Origin of the sequence: Alloalcanivorax sp. C16-1, from assembly GCF_046507805.1 — a bacterium.
In the GTDB taxonomy this organism is placed as follows: Bacteria; Pseudomonadota; Gammaproteobacteria; order Pseudomonadales; family Alcanivoracaceae; genus Alloalcanivorax.
Window position 1 is genome coordinate 672,946 of the sequence record NZ_JBKFTK010000002.1, and the last position, 17,051, is coordinate 689,996.

Consider the following 17,051-nt stretch of genomic DNA (forward strand, 5'->3'; position numbering starts at 1 on the left):
CACGGCCGGCGTTGGCGTACGCGCTCTCGCTACTGCTGCTCTGGCAGCCGCTGCTGGCCGCCGCCGACGGCGTGACGCCCACCGCCGGCGGTGTGGACAAGGCCGCCAACGGCGTGCCGGTGGTCAACATTCGCAACCCCAATGGCGCCGGCGTCTCGCACAACTTCTACCAGGACCTCAACGTCGGCCGGCAAGGCATGATCCTGAATAACGGGAGGGGACTCAGTCAGACCGAACTGGCCGGCTACATCGAAGGCAATCCCAATCTCAAAAACGGGTCGGCCCGCCTGATCCTCAACGAAGTGATCGGCGCCAATCCTTCCGCGCTGAACGGCTACCTGGAAGTGGGCGGCGCCCGCGCCGACGTGGTGATCGCCAACCCCAACGGCATCACCTGTAATGGCTGCGGCTTCATCAATACCGACCACGCCACCCTGACCACCGGCCGCGCCCTGATGGATGCGGACGGCGCCCTGCGGGCCTTTGATGTGCAAGGAGGGCGTATTCACATCGGCGCGGACGGCGCCAATACCGGCAATGTGGATCGCTTCGACCTGATTGCCCGGTCGGTGTCGCTGGCCGGCGCCATCAACGCCGACCAGCTTAATGTGATCGCCGGCCGCCAGCGGGTGGACCCGCGAACGCTGGCCACGGAAGGGCTGTCGGAGGAGAGCCTGGACGGCGAGATACCCGCCTTCGCCATTGATGCCGCCGCCCTGGGCGGCATGTACGCCAACCGTATCCGTCTGGTCGGCAACGAGAAGGGCGTGGGCGTGCGTCTGGACGCCCCGGTGGCGGCGCAGAACGGCGATCTGACGCTGAGTGCCAATGGTCGCCTCAGTTTCAGCGCCTTGAGTGCCTCGGACTCGGTGCAGTTGGCCGCCGCCGATGTGACCGCCAACGGCCATCTGGTGGCGGGGGATCGGATCGACGTGCAGGCCGACGCCTGGCGGGCCGTGGCCGGAACCACATCCGCCGAGGTGGTGGAGATGGCGCTGGACTCGGTGCGGCTGGACGCCGGGGCGGGATGGTTGGGCGTGGACCGATTGACGGTCCATGCGGACAGCATCGACAACGCCGGTGAGCTGGCCGGCAATACGCTCTCTATCCGTGCCACCGACCGGCTCGATAACCGGGGCGCAATCGTCGCCGGTGGGGAGGCCCGGGTTGAAACCGGCCACCTGGATAACGAGGGCACGCTGGCGGCCAATGGGGATCTGCGCATCACCGCCGGCACCGTGCGCCAGGACGGCGCCGCCACCGCCGGCGGTGAACTGCGCATCGACGCCAGCGGACTGGAGAGCACCGCGCGCAGCGAAACCGTCGCCGACGGGACACTGCGTGTTCGCGCCGACGATGTCACCCAGCGCGGCCTGATGCATGGCGGCGAGCGGCTCGATGTGGAGGCTTCCTCGGTCAGCCACCTGGACGGGCGGATGCAATCCGCCGGCGAGGTGCGGGTAAAAGCGGACAGCCTGGAAAACCGCGCCTTGATCAGTGGCGCCGGGAGCGTGGAGATCGAAACCGGCACCCTGGATAACCGGGGCACCGTGGTGGCCGAGCAGTCACTGACGGTGGCGGTGGACGACAACCTTAACAACACCGGCGACCTGCAGGGGCTGAGCGACGTGACCGTGACCGCCGGAAGCCTGGACAATGACGGAAACCTGCTCGCCGTCGGCGACCTAACGGTGGGCACCGACGGCAGGCTGGAAAACCGGGGCTCCCTGCAGGCGGAAGGGGCGCTGGCGGTGGATGCCGGTGACGCCCTGATCAACACCGGGGACCTGCTCACCAATGCGGACCTGAGTGCGCGAAGCGCTGGCCTGTTCCAGCAAACAGGGCGGCTGATCGCCGGCGGCGATGCCGCCTTGAGCGGTGCCGAGCTGGTCAACGGGGGCCTGGTCAGCGTGGTCGAGCGGCTGCTGCTCGGGCACGGTGAAATCACCAACCACGGTACCCTTGAGGCCGGCGGCCTGCTGTCCGTGTCCGAGCAGGTGGCCGTGCTGGACAACGCCGGTGTGCTGCGCAGCGACGGCGATCTGCGGATGGCGGCGCAGCGGGTTCACAACCGGGATGGCGGCGCGGTCACCGCCGTGGGGCATGTGGTCGCCGAGGGCGTGGACCGGCTTACCAACCAGGGGCTGATCATGGCGCGGGGGGACCTGGCGCTGCGGGTGCGGGAACTGCTCAACGAGCGCGCCGCCGACGCCGGTGCCCGGCAGGGTACGCTGGGCGCCGCCGGCCAGGTGTTGATCGAAGGCGAGCGGCTGCTTAATCGGAACGGCGCGCTGATCGGCAGTGGTGGTGCCATGACGCTGCGAGTGATCGATACCCTCGACAACGACCGCGCCGATATCGTCGCCAACGGCGATCTGTTGATCGCGGCGGACGAGGCGCTGGCGAAGACGGGTCGCGTCAATAACCACTCCGGCACCATCACCGCCAATGGCGGAGATCTGTCGATTTTCACCCGCTATCTGGATAACAGCCGCGAGGTGATCCTGGGCAAGAGCGAACCGCTCAGCGGCCTGGCGGCACTGGAAATGATGCTGGTGGGCCTCTCCAAGGACGACGTGGCGCTCAGCGAGGACGACTGGGTCTTTATCCACGATCCGGATCTTTCCTCGGCGCTGGTGCGCTTCGCCAGCAACGGCGGCGCCCGCCAGGCCTGGGTGGATTACTGGGTCGAGCAATACACGGATTACATCAACGGCCAGATCGGCGGCCTGCTGAGCGAGGCGGATGTGTTGTTTATCCAGGAGACCCTGCGCGGCACGCGCGAGGACACCATGATCGGTACCCAGCCGGCAACCTTCTATCACGGCCCCAGCGAAGCGGATGACGCCACCGATAACCCGCTGGCGGAGAGCTTCTATGTGGTGGCCCGCGTCACCCAGCTGCTCAAGGAGCGCGCGCCCCTGAAATATCAGCGTTTTCTGGCGCATACCCGCGCCAAGCTGGAGAGCGAGGACGGTGGCGGCCTGTACCTGCGTAATTTCACCTGCGGCACCCGGCGGGCCGATTGGAGTGACGGCGTCTCCTGTGACAACGGCAGCATCTCTTACTTCCGCTTTGGCGACGAACTCTACGACGACGTCATCGCGCCCGGCTCCGAGGCGGTGCAATCCGTGCTCTCCTCCGGCGGCGACCTGACGGTGGTCGCGGATACCCTGAACAACGCCTACAGCACGCTCGCCGCGGCGGGCAATATCCACCTGGAAGGGGACCGCCTGATCAACAAGGCGCTGGAACTGAAGCGGCACGGCAGCCTCTACACCGGCCGTCGTGAATGGCACAACGCCAAGGACGCGCCGGCGCCGGGTGCCGGCATGGTCGCCATCGACGTGCGCGACATCAGCGTCGGTCTGGGCGAGCAGGTGGCCAGCGTGATCAGCGCTGGCGGCGACCTGACGCTGGATTTCCAGGAGGAAGCGGGCAACTACACCGAGGAGCGCCACGATCAGGAGGTGGTGTTCGACGACGGTGACTATGGCGACGGCGGATCCGGCGAGCCCGGTGATGGCGGTGCCGGCGGTGACGGTCCCGCGCCGGTGGCCTGGGACCTGAGCGAAGACAGCCGTGTCATCGATACCGTCAACGCGGGCCTGCGCGACATTCTCGACCACCGCAGCAGCCTCTACACCGTGGTGGACGACGCGGATCACCCCTACCTGATTGAGACCAACCCGCTGTTCGCCACTCTGGATGGTTTTCTGGGCTCCGGCTATCTGCTTGATCGCCTGGCGCTGGACCCGGACCGGACTTCCCGGCGCCTGGGCGACAGCTACTACGAGACTCGGCTGATTCGTGACGCCGTGCTGGCCGCCACCGGCCGCCGCTTTCTGGACGGCGATGTGGATTCCGACCAACAGCAGTTTCAACGGTTGATGGACAATGCGCTGCTTGAAGCGGAGCGCTTGGAACTGGCTGTGGGCGTGGCCCTCACCCCGGAGCAGATTGACGGTCTCCGCCAGGACATGGTGTGGATGGAGGAGCGGCAGGTGGACGGTCACGCGGTGCTGGTACCGGTGCTTTATCTGGCCCCGGGCAGCAGCCGGCTAACCGCCGAGGGCGCGGTGATCGCCGGCGACACCGTCAATGTGCGGGCCGGCGGTCTCGGCAACAGCGGCATCATCGCCGCCGCCAACGGCCTGAACATCCAGGCCGGCAACAAGGGCGTGGTTAACCTGGAAGGCACCCTGCAAGCGGGCACCGGCCTGGCCATCGATTCCCGCGGCGATGTTAAGAACCAAAGCGGCACCGTCCGCGCCGGCCTGGTGTCGATTCGCAGCCAGGGCGACATCATCAATGAGTCCTGGACCGAGCAAGTGGTCACCGAATGGGACCACGGCACCCACGGCCGTACCCGGCACGGCGACGCCGGTCTGATCCAGGCCGCCGACATCGTGTCGCTGGACGCGGGCGGCGACATCGCCGTCATCGGCAGCCGCGTGCAGGGTGATACCGTGGGGCTCAATGCGGGCGGTGACGTACGCATCGAAAGCCAGACGCTGGAACGGGGCTTCGACGGGCAAGCCAACGGCGGCCGTTACCAGACCCGCACCACTGAACAAGTCGCCAGCCAGGTGGACGCCACTGGCGACCTGCTGATTACCGCCGGCCGCAACATCGGCATCACCGCTTCCGACGTCAGCGCCGGCGGCAACGCCGCCCTCGCCGCCGGTGGCGACGTGATCATCCAGTCCGCCGCCGACCGGGACTACGAAAACTACCACCGGCAAACCCGCCAGGAAGAAAAGCAATACACCCACGACACCGTCCGCCAGCGCAAAGCCGCCGTCGGCGCCGGTGGCTCGCTCACCGTCGACGCCGGCAGAGACCTGCTGGTGGCCGGCAGCGACCTGGCCAGCGGCCAGGATATGCACCTGGCGGCGGGCGGCGGCATCGCCTTCCTCGCCACCCGCGACAGCGAATACCATCTGGCAAAAAGCGAAAAGGACGGCGACTACGGCGCCCACAGCATGCGCCGGGACGAAGTGACCCGCATCGACCACGTCACCAGCACCGCCACCGCCGGCGGCGACCTCACTCTGACCAGCGACGGCGACCAGCTCTACCAGGCCGCCCGCCTGGAAAGCAGCGGTGACACCACCCTGAAAAGCGGCGGACACATCACCTTCGAATCGGTGAAGGACCTGGTCCAGGAAAGCCACGAAAAAAGCCAGGGCGACCTGGCCTGGCAGAAGATGGAAGGCCACGGTTTCACCGACGAAACCCTGCGCCAAACCGAAATCGTCGCCGCCGGCAACCTGGCCATCGACGCCGCCGAAGGCCTCCACATCGACGTCAAGCAAGTGGACCAGCAAACCGTCGAGCAAATGATCGACGGCATGGCCGCCGAAAACCCGGACCTGGCCTGGATGAAGGACGCCTACCAACGCGGTGACGTGGACTGGCGCCAGGTCCGCGAACTCCACGACAGCTGGGAATACAGCAGCCAGGGCATGGGCCCCGCCGCCGCCCTGGCGGTGACCATCGTGGTCGCGGCCGCGACCGCTGGCGCGGCCAGCGCTGCGGTAGGCGGCATGGCCGGTGCCACCGCCGGGTCCGGCACCGCCATGGCGGCCGCCAGTACCGGCGTGGCCGCCGGTTGGGGCAATGCCGCCGCCACCGCCATGCTGGTCGGCGCCGCCAGTACCGCCACGACCAGCACCATCAACAACGGCGGTGATCTGGGTGCCACCCTGGACACCCTGGGCAGCGGAGACACCCTGCGCGGTTTGGCAGTGGGCGGCCTCACCGCCGGGCTCACCTCCGGCCTTTTGGACCCGGCCTTCGACAACATGAACTTCGGCAAAGCCGCCGGCATCCAAAGCGACTCGATCAACTCCATCACACGGGGCTTCGACCTGGGCACCGCCCAGGGAGCCCTGGGCTTCGCGGCGCACAGCGCCGGACAAGGCCTGATCAACGCCGGTGCCACCGCCGCCATCCAGGGCGGCAGCTTCCAGGACCATTTGATCGGGAACCTGGAAAGCCAGGGCAATAACGTGCTTTCGGCGTTGGCCTTCAATCAGGTGGGCTCCCTGGCTGACCGGCTCGCGGAAGGTGCCGGGACGGGTGGAGATGCCCTTGGCTTTGACTTGTTTGTGGAGGGAGGTTTGGGCCGCACCGGACTCCATGCCCTGACTGGAGGCGCCGTTACCGGGCTCACTCAGGGCGACTTCGCCAGCGGCGCCGCCGGCGCCGGCGCCAACCAGTTCCTTTCCGGTTCCCTGGATACTCTCTCCAACGGAAACGCGGCACGCACCGCGGCGGCACAACTGGCGGGCTTGGGCGGCGCCGCGCTGGCGGGCGGTGACGTGGAAGCCGGCGCCTGGGTCGCCAAGCAGGCGGACACCTACAACCGCCAACTGCACAAAGCGGAACTGAAGCTCATTGCGGATCATTACAAGGAATATGCAGTAGAAAGAGGAATATCGGACGAGCAGGCTTTGAAGGAGCTGCTTTATCAAGCTCAGAGTCAGGTCGATAGCGCCTATGCGGAAGATGGCGGGCAGCGCGACTTGGCGATTCTGAGTGGTTACGATCAACAGGCCGCCGGTGATTTTCTTTCGGGCCTGGCAGGGCATTCCGGAGCCATATCCCATGACGATGGTGAGGTGACGGCGCCTTTCGAAGCGACGGCGGAGCAGTATGACAACAGCTACGTTAACGCGACGCATCTTCACAATATCGAGGACGGCGCCTATGGAGAGGAATTGTTTGGCTATCCAGCGCCGATTCTGACGAACATGGGATCTGATATTGGGGCAGGGGAGTACCTTGATGCCCTCGGTCAAGCGCGGCTAAACGCCGCTGATGCGATGTTCTCGCAAGGAGCGACGGTCTTTGGTGGAGCTCTATTGACACCTGTCGCCGCCAGTATCGGTAGTGCTGCTACTGTGCAAGTGCCTTTTTGGAGTGGGGTTGGGGCTCAAACCGCTGCAACGGGTTCTCGTGCGCTAGGTGCCAGGCTGATTGTAAATACGGCTGCCGCAGAGGAAGGTCTTGCGGCAGCGGCATTGAAGTCTAATATTATTATAACCGATATGGTTTATGGTGGTGGCGCATTAACAGAATATTATGTCGCGGGGGGTAGTGTGGCCGGATTCATCGATGGCGTTGTTGGTTGGACGCCGGGGCCTCCTGCCTATGTGCCAGATGGAATTCCAGTTAGTCCTTTTTTTACTCCCATTAAAGCTGGTCAGGAGGTTGGTGCGACCGTGAAAGGTGCTCTCTATTTTTATACAAAAAAGGTGGGCAATGACTGATCAAGTGCTGGCCTTTAAGATCCTTCTTGCGATTTTCTTCGTCGTGGGCCTTTTGATATTTTACTTTCTAAGGAAATACAGGGTTTTCCTCTCCGACCGTGCCTGTATTTATGTCAGTATCGCTATTGCTATTCATGTATACAATTTTTTTCCCCTGTTTATGGAGGGGGAGTTGGTTTCCTATAGGGATGGAGAAAAGACAAGCTCTTTAGAACTTTTTGGTTTTTTGGTTTTGGTGTCTCTTGTTCCTTATTGGATAGCCGTTTTGTCGGAAAGATCGCTGAGAAAAAAGCTCGATAAAGACGGGGGGTAGGGCTCTGCCCTGCCAGGGTGTTTTTTAAATGGAGCTTTAATTTTAAACGGAAAGGAAGGGAAGTGTTATGCGTATTGCTTTTGTGTTTGCCGTGACATTGGGGGTGTCCGGTTGCGCATCGGTTAAGCCGGTGAATTTGGATCTGGCTGATTTGACAGAGAGCGGTGCCCGCGTAGTGGCTACCACCGAACGGCCGATGCCCGCTTTGTCGGCCATCACTCCCACCAAGGCGCAGTTCGGTTTTCTGGGAGGGATGGCGATGGCCTCGGCAGGTAAGAGAATCGTTGAGGAGAATGGCGTTGACGATCCCGCCGTCCGCGTATCCAGTGAGTTGGCCGATCAGCTGGCGGAGGCGCTCGGCGCCGAGGTGATGTCGGAAGGCCCGGGTATGGTGGAGGCCGGTGGACAGCCCGACGTGCTGGTGGATGTGCAGACCCGCGTTTGGCAGTTGATTTATTACAAGTCGGCCTGGGGAACGTACTCGATCACCTATCGCGCCAAAGCACAATTTATCGACGCGGACACGGATACCGTTTTGGGAACGGGCAGTTGCAGCGTGCGGCCCGAAAAAGGTTCCGAGTGGACCGCGGGTTATAAAGACTTCGCGGAGAATCGGGACGCCATCCTGACCCGCACTCTGGCTTTCGTGGCACGGCAGTGCGCGGCACAAATTGGCGGTCAGCTTGCCGCCGTTGCGGATACTGACGGGTAAAGGCTGTCGTACCCGTTATCGAAAGGCCCCGCTTTGCGGGGCCTTTTGCGTTCTAGTCCTCGATCATCGCCAGGGAGTAGGGCGTGCCGCTTTCCGCCGGCAGGAGCAGCATGGCGGTGCGGTTTCCCGGGTTGCCGTGGAGGCCCTCGAAGAGCACCCGGTAGGTGAGCACCGCCTGGACGTAGTCGCGGGTTTCGCGGAACGGGATGGATTCGATCCAGACGTCCACCGGCACGGCCTCATCTTCCTCGGCCAGCCATTGGGCGATGCGGCCGGGGCCGGCGTTGTAGGCGGCCAGGGCGAGCAGGCGGTTGCCGTTGAAGCGGTCGAGCAGGTCGCCCAGGTAGCGGGTGCCCAGTTCGATGTTGGTGGCCGGGTCGAGGACCTGCCGTTCGGCGGGGACGCCCTGGCCCGCTTCGCGCGCCACCTTGGCGGCGGTGCCGGGCATCAGCTGCATCAGGCCCATGGCACCCACCGGCGAGCGGGCGTTGGGGTAGAAGGCGCTTTCCCGGCGGGCGATGGCCATGGCCAGCCAGGGGTCAAGACGGTGGCGGCGGCCGGCTTCCTGGAAGCGTTGCTGGTGGGCCGCCGGGAAGCGCCAGGCAAGTACGTCCCAGGCGCGGGCCTGGATCGAGGCCTGCACGGTCAGGTCGTACCAGCCGGCGTCCAGGGCGTATTGGGCGAGCTGGCGCTGGCGGGTCTCGTTGCTGTGCCACATCAGCCAGTTCCACTCGCTCCAGGCCAGGCCCGGTTCGTCCTGCTCGCGCAGCAGCTGGATGCGGGCCAGGGCGGGCAGGTCGGGCAGGGTCTGGTCGCCGGTGGGCACGGCGTTGCTGAAGCGATAGGGCTCGCCGATGCGGTCGGCGGCCAGGAACCCGTAGAAGTTGCGTTGCGCGGCGGCCTGCTGCCACAGGCTGCGGGCGCGCTGGTCGTCGCCGTTTTCCTCGGCGGCGCGACCGGCCCAGTACAGCCAGCGGCTGTCCTTGCGTTCCGCCTCCGGCAGCAGGGCGATCCAGTCCGGCAGTTCGTCCCACTCCTGCTCGATCACCGCGCGCCGCGCGCGTTGATCCACCAGGCTGTCGCCGCCGTGGTCGCGCAGCCAGCCGTCCAGCCAGTCGCGGTTGTCCTCGATGCCGCGGATGGTGGAGTACCAGGCGATGCGCTGGCCGGACCGCTCGATCAGGGCGGCGTCGGTAAAGCCCAGATCGCCCAGATCGTCCTCGAACCATTCCCGGGCTTTGACGGTGTCGGTGTAGGCGAGACGGCGGAAGCCAGCGGCCAGCAGCACCTGCCGCTGGTCGTCGGGCAGGCTCTTCGGAATCCCGGTGAGCTGCTGCGGGTCGCCGTACAGGTCCAGCAGCCAGTCGGCGGCGGTGCCGTAGGGCTGGTCGTCGAGCATCGGGCGCAGGTAGCGCATCAGGCCCGGGCCGCGCTCGTAGAACGCCAGCTCCATGCGCTGCCAGATTTCCGCCTGGCCGATCACGCCCCGCTCGCGGGCGGCATTGAAGATGGCGTCACAGGCGGAGGGGCGCGAGTTGCCGGACAGCCACAGTTCCCGGGCCCGGCTCAGCGCCTGTTCGTTGCCGGCCTGCCATTGGGCGCGCCAGTACAGGCAGTTCAGTTCCAGGGAACGGGGCGGCTCGTCGTAGACGGCGCGGGCCGCGTCCCAGCGGTTATCGCGGGCGTAGGCCACCAGGGCCAGCTGGCGGATGTCGTTGGGCAACGGGGAATCCGGGTAGCGCCGCGCGTAGTCGGCGACCCGGTCCGGGTTGAGATCCGGCAGGGCGGCGCGCAGGCGGTGAAAGTCCAGATAGGCCTGCAGGGGGTGATCGTCGCCCAGGCGGGCCTGTGCCCGGCTCAGCCCTTCCCAGTCATCGTTGCGGGCGGCATGCAGCGCCTCTTGAAAAGGGGTGTCGGCGGCCAGCGCCGGAAACGAACAGACGCTGGCGAGCATCACCAGTGCCAGAACTGCGGAACGGACCATCCTTTGCCTCCACGACTGCATCTAACCGCCCCATTCTAGCCAGGGGGCGGGGTGTTCCGCGTGGTCTTTATGTAAAACTTCGCCGCCACGGCCTGGAAATGGGTATCGCCGACGGGTTCATCTATACTGCCCGGCTTGATCGCGTTAGAGACCTTTATGGAAAACAGCACGCAACTGCTTTGGCGCCAGCAAGAGAGCCTGGCCGACCGCCGGGTCCTGGTGACGGAGGCCAACGACCCGGCGCTGGCCGATCTGCCGGCCGGGCAGCTCTACCTGCACGCCGACGATTACACGGTGGGCGCGCACCAGTGGGCGCCGCTGCCGACCCTGCCGGACGATGTGGATCTGGTGATCCTGCCGCTGCCCAAGGCCGCCGAGCGTCTCGAGCTGTTGCTGCGCGCCCTGGCGGGCCAGATCCAGGCGCCCTTGGAGCTGTGGCTGGTGGGCCCCGCCAAGGGCGGCATCCGGGGCGGGGTGACCCGCCTGTCCCGGTTCGCCGACGAGGTCGCGCTGCTGGACAGCGCCCGCCACTGCAAGCTGTACAGCGCCCGTCTGCGGCCCGGGGACACGCTGAGCCTGGAGCAGGTGGCGTCGCTGATCACCCTGGACGATCTGCAGGTGGTCAGTTACCCCGGCGTATTCAGCCATGGCCGGCTGGACGAGGGCAGCGCGCTGCTGCTGGACGCCCTGGCGGAGGGGCTGCCCCGGGGCAAGGTGCTGGACATGGGCTGCGGCGGCGGCGCCCTGAGTGCGCGGCTGGCGCACAGCGGCTGCCAGGTGACCGCCACCGACGTGAGCGCCACCGCCGTGGCCGCCGCCACCGCCACCCTGGAGCGCAACCATCTGCAGGGTAAAGTGGTGGGCGGCGATCTGTACGAAAGCATCGGCGCCCGCTTCGAGACCATCGTCACCAACCCGCCGTTCCACGATGGCCGCGACCGCACCATGGCCATTACCCGGCGGCTGATCCGCGAGGCTCCGGAGCATCTTGGCGACAACGGCACCCTGTGGATGGTGGCCAACCGGGAGCTGCCCTACGTGCAGTGGTTGGACGAAGCCTTCAAGCACGTCCAGGTGGTGAGCGAGACCAGCCGCTTCCGGGTCTACCGGGCGGTGCGCACCTAGCGCACATAGCCCGGTCCTTCTCTGCGGGTGCGCAGGTAGCTGGCGAAGCGGGGCAGGCCGTTCTTGGTGTGGCCGTGGAACTGGTAGGTGACGACGCTGCCGATGGGCGGAGGCTGGGCACGCTGCGCGTCACTGAAACCGGTGCCCAGGCGAAAATGCCGCCCGCTGGGGGTTTCCACCAACAGGGCGCCCATCAGACCTTCCAGGCGCCCTTCGCCGGGCAGATGCGCCACCACCCGGCCGTCCTCGTCCTGGTAAGGCTTGAGCTTGAGCAGATCGTCGGACCGGTAGCCCCGGTACGGCGCCGAGCCGCGATGCAGCATCAAGCCCTCGCCACCGATGGCCACCACCTGATCCAGATAGTCCATTAACTGTTCGCGGTTCGCCACGCGCCGCTGGGGCACCCGCTTCAGGTGGGGCGCGTCGAGTCCGTCGAGCAGCTCGCGGAGGGCCGCCAGGCGCTGGTCGAACGGCCCTCCGGCGTCGGGCAGGTCGAACACCATGTAATGGATGTGCTGCCACTGCTCGGGCCTGGGCCGGGCCCGTTGCAGCGCGCCCATCAACCGGCTGAAGGTGCCGCGCCCCTGCCACAGCTCACCGTCCATGGGCACGTCCGGAAAGCCGTCGGTGAAGCCCGGCGGGGTGGCGATCACGTGGCCCTGGCGGCTGATCAGCCGCCGGCCGTCCCAGTAGGCGCGCACGCCGTCCAGCTTTTCGCTGACCCAGTAGTCCGCCGGGTCGACGTGGTCCTGGTAGACATTGGCGAGCATCAGCGCCGGCTGGCTGCGGCCATGGCCCACCGTGGCCGCCACCGCGAAGAACACCACCACCATGGTGACCACGAAGAAGAGAATCGGTCGGGATATCATCCTTGGCTCCCTGTTCAGAACATGAACAGACAGTCTTGCCCGGTACGGGCCCGGCGGGTATCGCCGGAAGGATGAGCGTGCTGTAGGAAATCGCCGCTTTGCGGGTTAGGAAAAAGCGTACAGGGGGCGGGGCCGGCGTTTAACCGGCCCGGGTCAGATCCTGAAAACGCAGCCCGGTGGCTTTGACCACGGCGGTCATGGTTTTCAGGGTGGGGTTTCCTTTCGGTGAGAGTGCCCGGTAGAGGCTCTCGCGGGACAGCCTGGCCCGGCCCGCGATCACCGCCATGCCGCCCTGGGCTTCCACCACGTGACGCAGCGCCATCAGAAAGGCCGCCTCACCGTCCGGTTTATCCAGTTCATCGAAGGCGGTTCGCAGATAATCCAGCGCCATGGCCGGGTCATCGCGAAGCATGGCCACCACCGCATCGTCGTGTCGTTTCATCGGTGCCTCTTCCGGTAGTCCGTCAACCTTGCCCTGGCTTGTTCGATATCCGACTGCTGCCGCTTTTTATCACCACCGGTCAGCAACAGCACCAGCGCCTCGCCCACCCGGGCGTAATACACCCGATAGCCGGGGCCATGGTCCACCCGCAGCTCCATGACCCCACCGCCCACGGCTTTGCTGTCGCCGGCGTTGCCCAGCGCCAGCCGGTTGAGCCGGGTCAGCACCCGCATGGCGGCCCGACGATCCTTGCGTTTCAACGCCTCCAGCCAGTGCTGGAAAGGATCATGGCCATCGACCGTCAGATAATGAGTCAGGTGGAACATGAAAGTAGCCTGAAAGCGACAGATTATCCAGAAAAAGATTGTCCAGAAGGAGTAAGCCGGGCGGGACCGGACCTGATGCCTGGTCGTCGGCCACCACCGCGCGCTTCTTCGAGTCTTGCCGGGTAAGCGCTCGGCGGGTATCGCCGGAAGGATGAGCGTGCTGTAGGACATCGCCGCTTTGCGGGTCAGGAAAAAGCGTACAGCGTCACGCGACGGCGCGGTGCTGGACAGCACGCCCCATTCCCGGTGTAATAGCCCCCCTTCGCGGGTGTAGTTCAATGGTAGAACGGCAGCTTCCCAAGCTGCATACGAGGGTTCGATTCCCTTCACCCGCTCCAAACCAAAAAGGGTCGCGCAAGCGGCCCTTTTCGGTTTGGAGCGGGTCTTTTCCAGTGCATCCGTTCCTTTCCCACGACCCGACTTGCGCTGACTTGGCGCAGCGTCCTCTCTTAATTGCCGCCGATTCCCCGATTTTTTGCCGACAAAAAATGGCACGTTGCTTGCAGTTTCTTGTTATGGAAAGCCTGTTATCGAAAGCCGGGCTGGTCAGTGTCCCGGCACATTGGAGGATGCCATGAGCAAGCTGCTTGAAGTGCCGGTGATCGATATCGCCCGGTTCCGGTCCGGCGACGCGGACGACCGACGGGCGGTGGCCCGGGAGGTGGATCGGGCCTGCACCGACATCGGTTTTCTGATCATCGACGGCCACGGCGTGGACCCGGCTCTGATCGAGCGGACCCGGGCGGTGTCGCGGGAGTTCTTCGATCTGCCGGAGGCGGAGAAGCGGCGGGTGGCGCGGCCCGGGGTGGATGTGTCCCGGGGCTACACCGGCCTGGAGGACGAGTCGGTGGCCCGTTCCCGGGACGCCACCGCCACCCAGGGCGATCTGAACGAGAGCCTGATGATCGGGCCGGTGGACCGGCCGGACGAGGCCTATGCCACGGCGCCCGCCGCCGGCCAGCATTTCGCGCCCAATATCTGGCCGGAGCGGCCGGCGGCGCTGCGGCCGGTGTGGACCGAGTACTACCGGGCCATGGGCGATCTGGCGGCCACCATCATGCGGATTTTCGCGCTGGCGCTGGACCTGGACGAGAACTATTTCGACGACAAGATCGACCGGCACATCAGCCGCCTGCGCCTGCGCAACTACCCGGCCCAGGCGCAGGCGCCCAAGCCTGGCCAGATCCGCGCCGGCGCCCATTCGGACTACGGCAGCCTGACCATCCTCTGCACCGAGGACAAACCCGGCGGGCTACAGGTGTGCAACGCGGAAGGGGAGTGGGTGGACGTGCCCATCGTGCCGGGCACCTTCATCATCAATATCGGCGACCTGATGGAACGCTGGAGCAACGACCGCTGGGTCTCCACCCTGCACCGGGTGGTCAATCCGCCGGCCGGGGCGGGCGGCGCGGCGCGTCGGCTGTCCATCGTGTTCTTCCACAATCCGAACTACGACGCGCGCATCGAGTGCCTGCCCAATTGCGCCCGGGCGGGCGAGCCGCCCCGTTACCCGGCGACCACTTCCGGCGAGCACCTGCGATCCATGTTCGTGACCACGCAGAATACCGCCCCGGCGGCGGCAACGGAGGCGTAGCGGGGGAGGGTGGCCCGGCGGAACCGCCGGGCCGCTTCAGAGGGAAAAGGTTCAGCCGCGCTTGGGCTGTTTGACCATGCGCAGGTAGGGTTTTTTCTCGTCCCAGCCTTCCGGGAACAGCTTGCCGGCTTCCTCGTTGTTGAGGGAGGGCACGATGATCACGTCGTCGCCGTCGGTCCAGTTCACCGGGGTGGCCACCTTGTAGCCGTCGGTGAGCTGCAAGCTGTCGATCACCCGCAGGATCTCGTCGAAGTTACGGCCGGTGCTGGCCGGGTAGGTGATGGTCAGACGGATCTTCTTGTTCGGATCGATCACGAACACGCTGCGCACCGTCAGGGTGTCGTTGGCGTTCGGGTGGATCATGCCGTAAAGATTGGCCACGCTGCGGTCGGCGTCGGCCAGCAGCGGGAAGTTCAGAGCGCTGCCCTGAGTTTCCTCGATGTCGCCGCACCAGGCGTTGTGGTCTTCAAGCGGGTCCACGGACAGGCCAATGGCCTTCACGTTGCGCTTGTCGAATTCCGGCTTGAGGCGCGCCACTTCACCCAGTTCGGTGGTGCACACCGGGGTGAAATCCTTCGGGTGCGAAAACAGCACCACCCAGCTGTCGCCGGCCCAGTCGTGGAAGGAAATCGGGCCGTCGGTGGAATCCTGTTTGAAATCCGGGGCGATATCGCCGAGCTGCAGTGCCATGGTGTGGTCTCCTGGTTCTGATGGATCAGGCGGGGCGCCCGCGGGCGCCCCGTCGCTGGTCCATCAAACATAGAGACTTGTGCGCCGGCTTTAAAGGGGCGACGAAAGAAGGAAACGCGCTAAGCAAATAGCGTTAGCTTCCTCGGCAACACCTTCCCGGTCAGACCACGGCGATACGCTGCTGCAACCGGTTGAGGGTGCGTGCCTCCAGGCGATCCAGCCGTTCCCGGCAGGCGCGGAAGGTGCGGCTGATGCGGGTGGTGTTGCCGATCATCCAGATTTTCGGCCAGGTGGTACGTTCGCCGGCGCGGATAAAGGCGCGCACGTCCTTCACCGAGGGGTTGCTGAGTACCCGCAGGGCATTCAGCGGCTGGCGCGGCGGAATCAGGTTGATGTCGCCGATATAGCGCTGCCGGACCACGGTCTGGGCCTTGTCCACGATCAGGCCCAGGTCGTTGGATTGCACCCGCCGGCGCACCAGTTCCAGACCGTAGTGCAGGTTCATGGACACATTACGGATGGCCCAGTCGCTGAGCGTGCTGAAACTGGAATCGGTGCGTTCGCTGCGTGGCAGGAACGGCACCACATGGGGGTTGGTCTGGCTGACGATGGAATGGTTGACGCCGAACAGCCGTGACAGCCGGCGGATCGGCAGGTCGTCCTGGATCGAGCCGTCCACGAACTTGCGGCCGGGAATGTACGGCACCCGCTCGCCCTCGATGTTCTTCGCCCACAGGGTCACCGGCGGGTAAATGCCGGGGATCGCGCAGCTGGCCAGGGCGGCCTTGCGGATCAACACGTTCGGCGAGGTGCGCCAGTTGAGCAGCCGGCTCTGCTGATTGCGGTCGTAGGGGCTGACGGTGATGTTGATCTCGCGGCCGGTCTTGCGGTACGCCTCCTCGAAGGTCAGATCCTGGATGTTTTCCTCCAGGCAGGCCTCCAGGTGGTCGCCGTCCAGCACCGGCGTGCCGCGCAGCAGCCCTTTCCAGCCGATCGCCCGGAACGCTTCCAGGTAGAGGTTTTCCGGTTCCAGCTTGGCGGCCAGTTCGGTGTCGTTGTGGCTGCCCACCACCGAGGCGACGATGCTGCCGGCGCTGGAGCCGGAGATCACCGAGGGCAGCAGGCCCTGTTCCCACAGGGTCTTGACCACGCCCACATGAAACAGCCCCAGGGCGGCGCCGCCGGACAGCATCAGGCAGCTCTGTCCGAAGGCGGCGCCGGTGGTCTCGAAGAAATCCAGCTTGCGCTTCAGGCCGAAGTTTTCGAAATCCCCGTCGCACAGGTACTCCAGCGCCGTGCACACCTCATCCAGATAGCGCTCGATCAGCCGTTTGGTGCCCACCCGGGTGTGGCCGTAGAGGGCCGGGTTGGAAATATTGCCGAGGTTGCCGTGCAGGCCCTCGTGCAGGTGAAACACCAGTTTGTTCACGTCGCCGCGCTCGCGGGCCTGACGGATCTGCCAGAGCCGGTTGCGGATCAATTCATAGTCGTAATGGGGGGAGCGGTCGATCTCCTTCCAGTCGTCGGCCCCGGAGAGGCGATCGTGTTCGCGGCTGGCTTCCAACCATTCCTGGTAATTGCTGGCGTGCTCGATGGCGCGCTCAAGCTGTTTGAGCGAGCGTTTCATGCGGTGCTCCCGTCTTATCGTCTTGTCGGGCTTATTGTCGTTCGCGAGATAATCGTTTCACGAGTGTAGCGGCGCGCCTCCCGGCAACAATA

The 17,051-nt window shown here is 65.4% G+C and carries 11 protein-coding genes and 1 tRNA gene; 6 read left to right on the forward strand and 6 right to left on the reverse strand.

Annotation, left to right across the window (positions count from 1 at the left end; translation table 11 throughout):
• Positions 1-11: 11 nt before the first annotated feature.
• The 3 genes from ACLD0W_RS10290 to ACLD0W_RS10300 all read left to right on the forward strand — a co-directional run bounded on the left by ACLD0W_RS10290 (position 12) and on the right by ACLD0W_RS10300 (position 8,302).
• Complete coding sequence (locus tag ACLD0W_RS10290) at positions 12-7,277, forward strand: DUF637 domain-containing protein (protein WP_410307389.1); 7,266 nt, start codon at positions 12-14, stop codon at positions 7,275-7,277.
• On the forward strand, positions 7,270-7,590 hold the full coding sequence (locus ACLD0W_RS10295; RefSeq protein WP_410307390.1) for a hypothetical protein: 321 nt from the start codon (positions 7,270-7,272) through the stop codon (positions 7,588-7,590). Before ACLD0W_RS10290 ends, ACLD0W_RS10295 begins: the two co-directional genes overlap by 8 nt.
• Before the next feature lie 67 nt (positions 7,591-7,657).
• Positions 7,658-8,302, forward strand: coding sequence for a hypothetical protein (locus tag ACLD0W_RS10300; RefSeq protein ID WP_410307391.1), 645 nt, complete (start codon positions 7,658-7,660; stop codon positions 8,300-8,302).
• A gap of 52 nt (positions 8,303-8,354) precedes the next feature.
• Here the strand turns inward: ACLD0W_RS10300 and ACLD0W_RS10305 are convergent, their stop codons facing one another.
• Positions 8,355-10,286: a transglycosylase SLT domain-containing protein gene (locus ACLD0W_RS10305; RefSeq protein WP_410307392.1), complete on the reverse strand. Its 1,932-nt coding sequence runs from the start codon at positions 10,284-10,286 to the stop codon at positions 8,355-8,357.
• Positions 10,287-10,442: 156 nt separating this feature from the next.
• On the opposite strand from ACLD0W_RS10305, the gene ACLD0W_RS10310 reads away from it, so the two are divergent.
• The gene (locus ACLD0W_RS10310; RefSeq protein WP_410307393.1) at positions 10,443-11,411 is read left to right on the forward strand and encodes a methyltransferase; all 969 of its coding nucleotides are present in this window, start codon (positions 10,443-10,445) and stop codon (positions 11,409-11,411) included.
• On the opposite strand, the gene ACLD0W_RS10315 is transcribed toward ACLD0W_RS10310, so the two are convergent.
• The 3 genes from ACLD0W_RS10315 to ACLD0W_RS10325 all read right to left on the reverse strand — a co-directional run bounded on the left by ACLD0W_RS10315 (position 11,408) and on the right by ACLD0W_RS10325 (position 13,282).
• Positions 11,408-12,280 carry a DNA ligase gene (locus tag ACLD0W_RS10315; RefSeq protein WP_410307394.1) on the reverse strand — a complete coding sequence of 291 codons (873 nt, stop codon included), beginning with the start codon at positions 12,278-12,280 and terminating at the stop codon, positions 11,408-11,410. The genes ACLD0W_RS10310 and ACLD0W_RS10315 overlap by 4 nt on opposite strands.
• Before the next feature lie 139 nt (positions 12,281-12,419).
• Positions 12,420-12,722, reverse strand: a complete 303-nt coding sequence (locus ACLD0W_RS10320; RefSeq protein ID WP_410307395.1) for an addiction module antidote protein — start codon at positions 12,720-12,722, stop codon at positions 12,420-12,422.
• Positions 12,719-13,282: a type II toxin-antitoxin system RelE/ParE family toxin gene (locus ACLD0W_RS10325; RefSeq protein ID WP_410307396.1), complete on the reverse strand. Its 564-nt coding sequence runs from the start codon at positions 13,280-13,282 to the stop codon at positions 12,719-12,721. Before ACLD0W_RS10325 ends, ACLD0W_RS10320 begins: the two co-directional genes overlap by 4 nt.
• A gap of 30 nt (positions 13,283-13,312) precedes the next feature.
• Between ACLD0W_RS10325 and ACLD0W_RS10330 the strand changes: the two genes are divergently transcribed.
• Positions 13,313-13,386: transfer RNA gene (locus ACLD0W_RS10330), tRNA-Gly, on the forward strand.
• 236 nt (positions 13,387-13,622) lie between these two features.
• The gene (locus ACLD0W_RS10335; protein WP_410307397.1) at positions 13,623-14,642 is read left to right on the forward strand and encodes an isopenicillin N synthase family dioxygenase; all 1,020 of its coding nucleotides are present in this window, start codon (positions 13,623-13,625) and stop codon (positions 14,640-14,642) included.
• A 51-nt stretch (positions 14,643-14,693) separates the two neighbouring features.
• Here the strand turns inward: ACLD0W_RS10335 and ACLD0W_RS10340 are convergent, their stop codons facing one another.
• Complete coding sequence (locus tag ACLD0W_RS10340; protein WP_410307398.1) at positions 14,694-15,332, reverse strand: peroxiredoxin; 639 nt, start codon at positions 15,330-15,332, stop codon at positions 14,694-14,696.
• Between the two features lie 160 nt (positions 15,333-15,492).
• On the reverse strand, positions 15,493-16,959 hold the full coding sequence (locus tag ACLD0W_RS10345; RefSeq protein ID WP_410307399.1) for a DUF3336 domain-containing protein: 1,467 nt from the start codon (positions 16,957-16,959) through the stop codon (positions 15,493-15,495).
• Positions 16,960-17,051 lie beyond the last annotated feature (92 nt).